The organism is Oceanisphaera ostreae, from assembly GCF_042676125.1.
In the GTDB taxonomy this organism is placed as follows: Bacteria; Pseudomonadota; Gammaproteobacteria; order Enterobacterales; family Aeromonadaceae; genus Oceanimonas; species Oceanimonas ostreae.
Window position 1 is genome coordinate 90,317 of sequence record NZ_JBHTJS010000063.1, and the last position, 10,952, is coordinate 101,268.

Annotated in this window: 12 protein-coding genes; 6 read left to right on the top strand and 6 right to left on the bottom strand. The window is 50.5% G+C overall.

The genetic code is table 11. The features are described from left to right. Positions 1-38: 38 nt before the first annotated feature. Positions 39-443, bottom strand: coding sequence for a PepSY domain-containing protein (locus ACFQ1C_RS15905; RefSeq protein ID WP_379559657.1), 405 nt, complete (start codon positions 441-443; stop codon positions 39-41). 254 nt (positions 444-697) lie between these two features. Here ACFQ1C_RS15905 and ACFQ1C_RS15910 point away from each other — a divergent pair, with 254 nt between their 5' ends. From ACFQ1C_RS15910 to pbpG, 3 genes are all read left to right on the top strand, one after another. Further along, complete coding sequence (locus ACFQ1C_RS15910) at positions 698-1,357, top strand: response regulator (protein WP_379559658.1); 660 nt, start codon at positions 698-700, stop codon at positions 1,355-1,357. Between the two features lie 34 nt (positions 1,358-1,391). Continuing rightward, entirely contained in the window at positions 1,392-2,801 is a 1,410-nt protein-coding gene (locus ACFQ1C_RS15915) for a histidine kinase dimerization/phospho-acceptor domain-containing protein (protein WP_379559659.1), read from the top strand. A gap of 120 nt (positions 2,802-2,921) precedes the next feature. Further along, positions 2,922-3,860, top strand: a complete 939-nt coding sequence (pbpG, locus tag ACFQ1C_RS15920) for a D-alanyl-D-alanine endopeptidase (RefSeq protein WP_379559660.1) — start codon at positions 2,922-2,924, stop codon at positions 3,858-3,860. Positions 3,861-4,041: 181 nt separating this feature from the next. Here the strand turns inward: pbpG and ACFQ1C_RS15925 are convergent, their stop codons facing one another. Together ACFQ1C_RS15925 and ACFQ1C_RS15930 are read right to left on the bottom strand one after the other, a co-directional pair. Next, the gene (locus ACFQ1C_RS15925; RefSeq protein WP_379559661.1) at positions 4,042-5,112 is read right to left on the bottom strand and encodes a zinc-dependent alcohol dehydrogenase family protein; all 1,071 of its coding nucleotides are present in this window, start codon (positions 5,110-5,112) and stop codon (positions 4,042-4,044) included. Between the two features lie 598 nt (positions 5,113-5,710). Beyond that, positions 5,711-5,803: a helix-turn-helix domain-containing protein gene (locus ACFQ1C_RS15930; RefSeq protein WP_379559662.1), complete on the bottom strand. Its 93-nt coding sequence runs from the start codon at positions 5,801-5,803 to the stop codon at positions 5,711-5,713. 163 nt (positions 5,804-5,966) lie between these two features. Here ACFQ1C_RS15930 and ACFQ1C_RS15935 point away from each other — a divergent pair, with 163 nt between their 5' ends. Together ACFQ1C_RS15935 and ACFQ1C_RS15940 are read left to right on the top strand one after the other, a co-directional pair. After that, positions 5,967-6,443 carry a DoxX family protein gene (locus ACFQ1C_RS15935; RefSeq protein ID WP_379559663.1) on the top strand — a complete coding sequence of 159 codons (477 nt, stop codon included), beginning with the start codon at positions 5,967-5,969 and terminating at the stop codon, positions 6,441-6,443. 215 nt (positions 6,444-6,658) lie between these two features. After that, positions 6,659-7,513 carry a DODA-type extradiol aromatic ring-opening family dioxygenase gene (locus tag ACFQ1C_RS15940; RefSeq protein WP_379559664.1) on the top strand — a complete coding sequence of 285 codons (855 nt, stop codon included), beginning with the start codon at positions 6,659-6,661 and terminating at the stop codon, positions 7,511-7,513. A 227-nt stretch (positions 7,514-7,740) separates the two neighbouring features. Here the strand turns inward: ACFQ1C_RS15940 and ACFQ1C_RS15945 are convergent, their stop codons facing one another. The 3 genes from ACFQ1C_RS15945 to ACFQ1C_RS15955 all read right to left on the bottom strand — a co-directional run bounded on the left by ACFQ1C_RS15945 (position 7,741) and on the right by ACFQ1C_RS15955 (position 9,848). Continuing rightward, positions 7,741-8,292, bottom strand: coding sequence for an NADPH-dependent FMN reductase (locus tag ACFQ1C_RS15945; RefSeq protein WP_379559665.1), 552 nt, complete (start codon positions 8,290-8,292; stop codon positions 7,741-7,743). A 58-nt stretch (positions 8,293-8,350) separates the two neighbouring features. Beyond that, complete coding sequence (locus ACFQ1C_RS15950; RefSeq protein WP_379559666.1) at positions 8,351-8,872, bottom strand: cytochrome b; 522 nt, start codon at positions 8,870-8,872, stop codon at positions 8,351-8,353. Between the two features lie 121 nt (positions 8,873-8,993). Next, on the bottom strand, positions 8,994-9,848 hold the full coding sequence (locus ACFQ1C_RS15955) for a DODA-type extradiol aromatic ring-opening family dioxygenase (RefSeq protein ID WP_449290072.1): 855 nt from the start codon (positions 9,846-9,848) through the stop codon (positions 8,994-8,996). A gap of 94 nt (positions 9,849-9,942) precedes the next feature. Between ACFQ1C_RS15955 and ACFQ1C_RS15960 the strand changes: the two genes are divergently transcribed. Next, positions 9,943-10,842: a LysR family transcriptional regulator gene (locus tag ACFQ1C_RS15960; RefSeq protein ID WP_379559668.1), complete on the top strand. Its 900-nt coding sequence runs from the start codon at positions 9,943-9,945 to the stop codon at positions 10,840-10,842. The last annotated feature ends 110 nt before the right edge of the window (positions 10,843-10,952 follow it).

A 10,952-nucleotide genomic window follows, 5' to 3' on the forward strand; every position in this document is an offset into this window, starting at 1 on the left:
TGGCACACTTAAAGTGCCAGCGAGGCATTTGCTAAAGCTTAGGATTTAGCGGGCGTCGCAGTAGGCTGCATAGGCTCAGTAGCGGCGGGTGCTGTAGTAGCAGGCTGCTCAGGCTTAGCTGACAACACGGGCACTGGTAACATCGGATAGGCAGACAAGTCTGAGTTATCGTCAAAGTCCACTTCAAAGCTGCGAATGCGCAGTGTGCCTGGCGCAAACTTGGCCTCGATTTTATTACCTGCCTTATCCAAGCCTTTCACTTCATAACAGCCGTCATCAACTTTGATGCGTTTTACCTGCCAGTCTTTGGCTTCTACCATTTGGCGTAAGGTTTCTTGTGGTTGCCAATCGGCCACCGCATCATGGCAATCATCGCCCGCATAGGCGCTAGTGGCGCCAAGTGCTAAGGCTAGGGTGCTGGCAGTCAATAGAATGTGTTTCATGGGGGGACTCCTCTGTGGTGAGCTTTAATCATGACGCACTTTGCTGACAGCTAGCTGAACGACAAAAACAATTGACCGGCAAAAGTAACAACTTGGCAAAAATATCAGGCGGCTGGAAATTAACAGCTGGCCTTATATTGGCGCCACTTAATTGAGCTCAGCTTGTTTAACTGATGATTCAGCTGATTGTCAGCTAAGGCGGTTACTCTCAACAGTAAAATCGACCAAGAAAAAACCAATTCGAGGAGCGGCAGATGCGGATATTACTGATTGAAGATACCGTTGCGCTGGGCGAGGCTATTCGTGAGCAAATTGCCGATGACGGCCATGCGGTGGACTGGGTGACGCTATTAAAGGAGGCGCGCGCCTGCGTCTTGACCACGCGGTACGATCTGATCTTGCTGGACTTGATGTTACCCGATGGCCGTGGCTTGGATTTTTTGCAGCAGCAACGCGGTGCAGGCAATAGCACGCCGGTAATTATTTTAACCGCCCTCGACCAAATTACCGATCGCATTAATGGCTTAAATGCCGGCGCCGATGACTACCTAGTAAAGCCTTTCGATTTAAATGAACTCTCGGCGCGTTTGGCCGCCGTGGCGCGGCGTTATCATGGCAATCCTAATCCTGTGCTTAATATATGTGGGCTGGAAGTGGATTTAGTGAGTCATTCCGTGCATAAAAACGGCCAGATGTTGGATCTTACGTCCCGCGAATGGGCGGTGTTTGAAGCGCTGTTGCAACGTCCCGGCACCTTATTATCTAAGGCGCAGTTAGAAGACTATTTATATGAATTTGGTGCCGAAATCGAAAGTAATACCATTGAGGTGTATGTCAGCCGGCTGCGTAAACGGCTGGGCCGCGAAGTGATAGAAACCGTGCGCGGCATGGGTTATCGCTTAGCCTTATCATGAAAAGACGACACTCATAAATAAGGCTGACAAAAACATGCAGCGTTGGATGAACAGCTTACAAGGACGACTGGGTATAGGGCTGACGCTGGGCGTCACCGTGCTGTGGCTGATCGCGGCCTTAGCCTCAGGGCTTGTGCTGCGCACCGAGTTGGATGAAGCTTTTGACAGCGGCTTAGAAGAAACCGCGCAGCGCATTTTGCCGTTAGCCGTTACCGAAATTTTAAATCGGGATCCCTTAACGCCACCCCAGCAGATTGCCGCCTTGCGCTCCAAGCTCGCCGTGAACACACATCAAGAGCTGATTAGTTACGTGGTGCGCGGGGCAGATGGCACCCTATTGCTGCGCTCTCACGATGTGGACTTAACCTTATTTGCGCCGCTACCTAATCCCGGCTTTAGCACGCAAACCGAGCATCGGCTTTACGGCGAGTCTGCGGTAAGCGGCTCTATCTTTATTGAAGTAGCCGAGCCGCTGATCCATCGGCAGCAGGCGATGCGCAGTGCGATGTGGCCGCTACTCATGCCGCTCTTGTTTTTGATCCCAGTGAGTTTATTTGGCAGTTGGTTATGGGTGCGCGTGAGTCTACGCAGTGTCTTGGCCTATAAAGCCGCTCTCGCCACTCGCGGTGCCGGAGATTTGTCACCGATAACGGTGGCCGCTCTGCCAAGCGAAATAGCACCCGTCAGCGAGGCGGTTAATCAGCTACTACAACGGCTGCGCCGAGCGCTGGAGTCGGAGCGTAGTTTTACCGCTAATAGCGCCCATGAACTGCGCACGCCTTTAGCCAGTGCCTTGGCACAAGTTCAACGCTTGCAGCGCGCGACTACAGACTCAGCGCTGCAAGATCGCGCACGCCAAATTGAAGCCTCTTTACAGCAATTAAGTCGACTGTCAGAAAAACTGCTGCAGTTAGCTAAGGCTGAAGGAGGCGCCTTAGTGGCGGCCACGGCCTATGATGTTGTGCCCGTATTGCGCTATTTAATGACGGAACTGAGCCGACTAACCGCTGAATCTAAGCTACAGCTTAAGGTGCCCGATACGGCGGTGCTAATCATGATGGACATGGATGCCTTTGGCATCTTGCTGCGCAACTTAGTGGAAAATGCCCATAAATACGGTGCGTCTGAGGGCATGATTAACGTTAGCCTATCTAGAGCGGGCGTCTTGAGTGTGAGCAACACCTGCAACGTGCTGGCACCGGAAGTCTTGTCCGGTTTAACCGGCCGCTTTGTGCGCGGCCAGAGTGATGCAAAGAGTGTTAGAGAAGGCACTAAAGAGAATGCTGAACTGAATAATCAACAGAGCGTGAAACAAGGTGCGGGTTTAGGATTGGCCATAGTGCAGGCCATAGCTCTGGGTGCCGGCGGCAACCTAACGCTACATTCTCCCGCAACTGATCAAACGGACGGCTTTGAGGTCAGGGTTCAACTGCCTCTAGCATAATTAGAACGCACTCTAGGGGCAGAGCAACGAGTATGTCATCATATGGTCATATTGTTGCTAGCGGACAGGGAAGGTTAGCTAGGTATAACAGCGTAAAACCATTCAACTTGAGTACCGCTTGTGATTATATCTAACTTAATTAAACCCGCTGTTTTGACTATCTGTCTATTGGCTGGCTCCGCTTATATCGGCAGCAGTTATGCTGCAACGACACCACTGACAAGCAGTACCACCCAACAAAATCTTGCCGCAGGTAGCGCATTATTGGTGGATTTAAAAACCAATGAAATTCTCTACGCTAACAACGAAAACTTTGTTGCCCCTATTGCCTCTGTGACCAAATTAATGACGGCTATGGTTGCCATTGATGCGCAGCAGTCTCTCGAAGAAAAACTGCCAATTGTAATTAACGATACCACGGAGATGCAGGGCGTATTTTCGCGGGTGCGCCTTGGCAGCGAGCTTAGTCGCCATGATTTATTGCTGATCACTTTAATGTCCTCGGAAAATCGTGCTGCCGCCAGTTTAGCGCACCATTACCGTGGCGGGCATGCGGCTTTTATTCAAGCCATGAATGACAAAGCGCACGCTCTGGGAATGCATCACAGTGATTTTGTTGAACCGACGGGTTTATCGGAAAAAAATGTGTCCAGTGCCCATGATTTAGTTTTGCTGATCAAAGCTGCACGCGACTATCCGCTGATCCGCATGTTCAGCACTATGGATGAGAAAACCGTCGCCTTTACTAAACCTAATTACACCCTTAGTTTTCGTAATACTAACGCCTTGGTACGCAACGACAATTGGAATATTGCGCTGAGTAAAACCGGTTTCACCAATAGTGCAGGGCATTGCTTGGTGATGAGCACCGAAATGAATCAACGCCCCGTAGCGTTTGTGGTGCTGGATGCTTTTGGCAAATACACTCATATGGCCGATGCCAATCGTCTAAAAAGATGGTTAGAAACCGGCACAGTAACGCCAGTACCGGCAGCGGCGCTCGACTACAAAAAAGCTAAGCAGCAGGAGCGCGAAAAACAGGCATTAGCCCGAGAGTAAGGCGTTTGATTGCGTCTGGCTGGTAAATAATAATGCCTCTACCCCGCTTATGGCGGCCCTGCAAGCGCAGCTCCTCGGCGTAGCGTTCAGTTACGGCACATATATCCGCTATGACCAAACCGCGACCACTTAGCCACAGGAGGCGGACTAAAAACGTTGCTTAGCCGCCTTGCTCGCTGCTTTATTTAGGTTGGTATTCGCTGTTATCTATGATCACCTTGAGTGCCTGCTCTTTTGCGGCATTGCCAAATACTTCGTAGGCGCGCATAAAGTCGCTAAAGGCGAAACGGTGGGTGATGAGCTCGGCGGGTCTTAATTTACCCGACTGTACGTTTTTTAGCAGCATGTCGGTAGTATTAGTATTCACTAAGCCGGTAGTGAGGGTGATGTTTTTAATCCACAGCTCTTGCAGCTGTAAATCGACACTGGTGCCATGTACGCCTATATTGGCGATATGCCCACCCGGGCGTACTACGCTTTGGCAGATATCGAATGTGGCCGGTATCCCAACCGCTTCCATCACCACGTCAATGCCGTCTGTGGTCATGGCCATGAGTTCGGTCACGGCATCTTGAGTCGCGCTATTGATGGTGTGAGTGGCGCCAAAGGTTTTAGCCATGGCAAGGCGTGAGTCGTCTACGTCCACCATGATCAGCTGAGCCGGTGAAAAAAACTGCGCGGTTAATAAGGCTGCCATCCCAATGGGGCCCGCGCCAATAATGGCGACCGTATCACCCGGTTGTACAGCACCATAGAGCACACCAATTTCAAACCCAGTGGGTAGGATATCGCTGAGCATCACTAGCGCTTCTTCGTCGGCGCCATCGGGTACATGGTGTAAGCTGTTATCTGCATGGGGGGTGCGTACATACTCAGCCTGAGTACCATCGATCAGGTGGCCTAAAATCCAGCCGCCATCTTCGCAATGAGCGTAGAGCTGCTTTTTGCAGTAATTACACTTACCGCAGGCACTGACACAAGAGATCAGTACTCGGTCACCTTTTTTGAAGCGGGTAACGGCGCTGCCCACTTCTGCTACTACGCCCACTCCCTCATGGCCTAAAATTCGACCTTGCGTCACTGCTGGCACATCCCCTTTCAGAATATGCAGGTCTGTGCCACAAATCGTGGTTTTAACGATTTTTACGATAGCATCGGTTGGCTGCAGAATTTTGGGGGCCGCGACAGTCTCTAAAGATTTCACACCTTGGCCACCGTAGACTACGGCTTGCATTTTTTCTGGCATCGTCATGACAAGTTCCTCATTTACATCCATGTTTAAATCTAGCCTTAGGGTTATCGTTCTATAACCCCTCTACTATAGAGCGGCTGGCTCGGTGAACCTTAGTTAATAACCTTTAATAAGCAATAGGATTAGTAATATTTTTTTATCATGTTTAATAAAATCAAAGGTTTGTCTTTTTTATTATTACTAACCCATGATATTTTTAGTAATAAGCCTTAGCGATAGCGTGCTCGATCCTTTGTAGTGGCGACGATTTAGAGGCTACAATATTTTGCCTGCAAGGTTATAACCTTGTAATTCTAAATTTACGATTCACATTACATGTGCCAGTAAAGCCTCTGTTATAACTAAGTTATAACTCGCTTCCAATAAAACTGGCAGCTTGGGGGCTCAAAAGGGCCATTGAGTACGCTCAGGCATTGCCGTCGTTTTAGGCCCACCTCACGTTACCTATCTAATGCGGCGTGCCCCTCACCTCACAAATAGAATGGTACTTTGCAGAGACTCTAGGCATCCCGCAATAACTAATGCGGGATGGTATGGAATGGGTGAGGAAAGTATTTTTTACTGTGAGAACGATCCCTAGCTAATACAAGTTTCGTAATTATAGCGACATGTCTAGCCGCTCTGCTGCACGGGTAAAACTGCCTTCGGTCACCACGGCAACAAAGGCACGCATGGCATCGATACGGTCCATGAAAGATCCTGACGAGAATGAGAGTTATATTATCAACAGTTTATTGATAATTAAGCAATGTTATCGGTATTAATCTTTTCAAATAGAGATAGTAAATTGTGTCTCATACCTGAGTAGCTACTTTCAGGAACACTCAAACATTACTTTTATTCGAGGCAAGCTCATGAAAAATAAATTGGCACAGACATTGTTCAGCAGTACCGGCGGTTATGCGGCACTGGTACTGCGGGTACCGGTTGGGCTGATCCTGATGGCCCACGGCGCTCAGAAACTCTTTGGCTGGTTTGGTGGCTATGGTCTTGAAGGCACCGGTCAGTGGCTTACGAGTATCGGACTGGAACCGGGCTACCTGATGGCCCTGATGGCTGGCGGTGCCGAGTTTTTCGGCGGTCTGGCGCTGGTGCTGGGACTGCTGACTCGTCCGGCGGCACTGGTTTCGGCCTTTACTATGCTGGTGGCCATTTTTACCGTGCATATTGGTAATGGCCTATTCATGTCCAACAACGGCTACGAGTATGCCTTGGTCCTGTTTGCGGCTACGCTGGCCCTCGCTATTCAGGGTGCAGGACGGTTCGCGCTAGACGAGCTGCTGCTGGAACATTTCGGTGGTGCGGGGAACGGTCAGCGTACTGACGCGTGATAATCCTGGCGTGAGCACGACACGACAGTCGCGGTTGAACTGGTGCGCTCTCATTAGTGGAGCGCTTCTGTAAGGTATAGGAATATGAATTATGTTGGTTAACGGTGTTTGGAAAGAGAATTGGCAGCCGGTACAGGCAAAAGACGACAGGGCCCAGTGAAATATAACCAGATCACTGGCACCAACCTTTAACCGACACTAAAGGAGTAACAGCCATGAACGCAAAACCGGATGTTCTATTCATCTCTCATGGCGGCGGTCCTATGCCGCTGCTCGGGGATCCGGGCCACCACGAATTGGTGGTTCGGCTCAGGGAGATCGCAGGCATACTGCGCAAGCCTTCCGCAATACTGGTTATCAGTGCCCACTGGGAAGAAACAGTACCGACCATCACCTCGGGGGCCAACCCGTCTCTTATTTACGATTACTTCGGTTTTCCTCCTGAGTCCTACGAAATCAAATATCCATGTCCCGGTGAGCCTATTCTGGCGGGGCAGGTCTACGATGTGCTGGAAAAGGCAGGGGTTTCTGCGCGGCTCGATGATCGGCGGGGCTTTGATCACGGCCTGTTTGTACCACTCAAACTGATGTACCCGCAGGCGGATATTCCGTGTGTACAGTTGTCATTAGTCAACAGTCTGGATGCGACTACGCACCTCGCGATCGGCCGAGCCTTACAAGCTCTGGATTACGAGAATCTGCTGGTGATTGGTTCCGGTTTTTCCTTCCATAATATGCGAGCGTTCTTTGCGCCAAATACCCCGGAAATTCAGGCCGGTAACGAGGCTTTCGAAGACTGGCTTGAGGATACCTGCACCAATGCGGGTATGGAGGAGTCGGAGCGGGCGGAGCGACTGGCGCACTGGGATCGCGCACCCTATGCCAGATTCTGTCACCCTCGGGAAGAGCACCTTCTGCCTCTGCACGTCTGTTATGGGTTGGCGGAAAAGCCCAGTGATACCCATATTTCAGTAAGAGTACTGGGGAAAAAGTCGGGAATGTTATATTGGGGGGCGGAATCTCTGGCTGATTTGTCCACTGAAGTACCGAACGAAAATGATCACAAATAATCGTGCGGACTCTCAGGTGTCAACAGACCTAACAATCTGTAAATAGCCAGAATTAGGGCGATAAAAGGCATAGGGGATGGTCTGTGAGCTAATCAGTCGAGCGGATCGAACACCTTACTCTTGCTATGCTAAATACGCTTAATTGGCTGGTTGAATGTTGGCCTTCGGATTGGCAAGTACCGAAGGACTCCGAGCTCCTTCGGTTTTCTTTATCTCTGATTGGTGTATTAGGCCCGCTGACTGGCGACCCATTGGGTATAGCCCGTCAGGTATTTCTGCAGAAAATTGCGGGTACTCTCATCAACCAAGCGGCCTTCCTCATCAAAAGCGGTATGCGCACAAGCCAGGGCAAAATCTGGAGCTAGATACACTGGCGTGAGGGTTGCCGCAAGAATATCGCGCAGATGAACCTGAGCTCGGGCCCCGCCAAGAGTACTCATCGAACTGCTCATCACGCCGGTGGGTTTGCCACGCATCACCGAATCAAACGCCGGCCGTGAGACCCAGTCGATGGCATTTTTCAGTACACCAGGGACACTGTAATTGTACTCCGGGGTGGCGAAAAGCATACCGTCAGCCTCGGCGATGGCATCTAGCAAAGCCTGCACCGGTGCCGGTTTGGTGTCACCATCCAGGTCGCCGTTGTAGAGGGGGATATCCGCAAGATCGAACAACTCGATTGATGTACCTTCATCGACAAACTCTGCAACTGTTTTCAGCAGTTGGGTATTGAGAGACTCTTTGCGCAAACTGCCACTGATGGCTAATATTTTCATCATATTATTCTCCTGTAGATAAAATCTGATTTTTTAATGGGTTTAGTCTTATTATAGGCACTTATAGCATTCGTTTTAGCGTATCGTCACGTTGAACAAAGTGGTGGATCAAAGCCATGCTAATGTGACCGATAATCAGTACGGTCAACGCCCAAGCCAGCGGTGAATGCAGGCTGCCGAGCGTTGCGGCCCAAGCGATTTCTTCACCTTTAGCAAAGACTTCCAAGTCGAATGCAGTCATGCCATATCCTCCGCCTAGCATCACCATCATCCCAGTGAGTGGCATTAGTAACATACCTGCAAAGAGCAGACCATGTCCGGCTTTAACCAGCTTGGCGGTGGCGGGTTCTTGGGCGGGGCGCTGATGACGCTGAGTCATTACCCACGCCAGACGCATCACGATCAGTATCAGCAGTAAGGTACCGATGGACACATGCCAAGGTACTAAGGTTTCACCTACCCAGTGTTCGCCCTCGGCGATACGATCACCAAATTTGAATAGCTGCCAACCGATCAATACTGCCATCAACCAGTGAAAGGTTTTACTGACGCTGCCATAGCGTTCTTTTGAGTCATTCTTCATGTTCTGCTCCTGTTTTGAGTCGTCGTGATTGCAGCTTGCTGTTTCTGTTCGCCAGCAAGCCTTTTCTTGCCTACCGTTTTAAATGGATTGTGAATATTTTGCCGACGTTAAAGGTTAAGACTCAGCCAAATTGGAAGGCCGAAATCTGTGTCTTGAGTACCTGTTGCGAATAGATTTTTTTGCCTCTGTCTTCCCCTGCGGCACCGGCTGCGACCATCAGCGGTATAAGATGCTCTTCATCGCTTGGCGGATGACATTGCACCGCATGGGGGGAGTGAGACCAGTCACGCAGACCGGCAAGTCTTTGTTCTGGCTGAGCTGCAATGGTCTGCGTCAACCACTCATCAAAAACCTGCGACGGCTGGGTAAAATTTGCATCGCCATAGCCCTGCATATTGTGAAAGCTCATGCCACTACCCACGATCAATACCCCTTCACCACGTAACGGCGCCAGTGCCTTGCCCGCTGCAAGATGTGCCTCAGGGTCGAGATCATGACGTAACGACAGTTGTACTACGGGAATCTCTGCGTCGGGGAACATCAGTTTCAAAGGAATGAACATGCCATGGTCAAACCCCCTCGACGGATCTTGCTGATTGGTTAAACCGGCTTCAGAGAGCAATATGGCGACCCGCTCAGCTAATCTTGGTGCCCCCAGTGCCGGATAAGCCAGCTCATAAGTGTGCTCAGGAAAGCCGTAATAATCGTAAATCAATGCCGGCTGCGCACCGCTGGTGATGCTGAAGGCTGGCGCTTGCCAGTGCGCACTCATCATCACAATCGCTTTGGGACGTTCCGGTAAGCGTGCAGCAATACTTTTAAGAAAACCCGCCATACCGTCCCAGGTGTCAGACGGTTTCCAGTCCATAAAGAAGCATGGCCCTGCACCGTGGGGGATAAACAGTACCGGTTGTGTCACTGAGTTATTGGATACGATCTGGGTTGTCGTTCTTATCTCATTCATTGTTTTTGTCATCCGGTGTAGGAATGTGTAAGTACTATATCCACCCTCTACAGGTAAGAGAACATGCTAATATCAGGTAACTTTTCTTACTCATGGTGCGAAATAAGTGTTAGATCGTTTTACGGGAATGCGGGTTTTTGTTCAGGCGGTTGCTCAAGGGAGCCTTTCTGCAGCGGGCCGTTTTTTGGATATATCACCCGCCATGGCGACCAAGCATGTGGATGCGCTGGAAGCGAGACTGGGCGTCAAACTGATGCATCGCACGACGCGTCAGCTGACCCTGACAGACTCTGGATCCGAATACCTGGAAGCCTGCCAGCGCATTCTGCAGGAGCTCGACGAGGCCGAAGCGGAAGTAACCGCACAACGAGTTGAGGCGGTGGGGCGATTACGTATGAATGTACCTTTATCTTTCGGAACGCGCTTTATCGCGCCGCTGTTACCGGCGTTTAGCTGTCGATATCCACTAGTTGAAATAGAGCTGGGGCTAAGCGATTCGCAGCAGGACTTAATACAAGAAGGGTGGGATCTAATAGTCCGAGTAGGGCACCTCACCGATAGCTCACTTAAATCTAGGCGATTAGGGAATTGTCAGACGCGAGTGTGCGCGTCACCGCAATACCTAGAGAGGCATGGCACCCCTCGGCGTGTTGCTGATCTTTCCGGACATAACTGTCTCAGCTATACTCTTTCTCGACAGCAGAATAAAGGCAGCTGGTCTTTTGGCCGCGAAGGTGACATTCAGGTACCTGTTAAGGGCAACCTCAAGGCCGATAACGGAGATGCACTGCTGGCCGCAGCGTTAGAGGGGCAGGGCGTTATCTATCAGCCAGACTTTATCGTTTCTGATGCGCTGGCTCGTAATGAGCTAGTGGCTCTGGAACTCGACCATCCTCCTATCGACCCTGGTGGTGTGCATGTCCTCTTTCCCCCAGATCGGCGTCTACCAGCAAAAGTAAGAGCGATGATCGATTATCTTGTGGAAGTATTTTCAGAATCATCATAAGTGGTTAATGTGCTGTTCAAGAGTACGAAAGGCAGGGTGACCGCATGAGTGTTTCTTTGCACGCCACGTTGGTTTGGAGTCGCCTCCGCATTTCAAAGTCTCAGCAACGG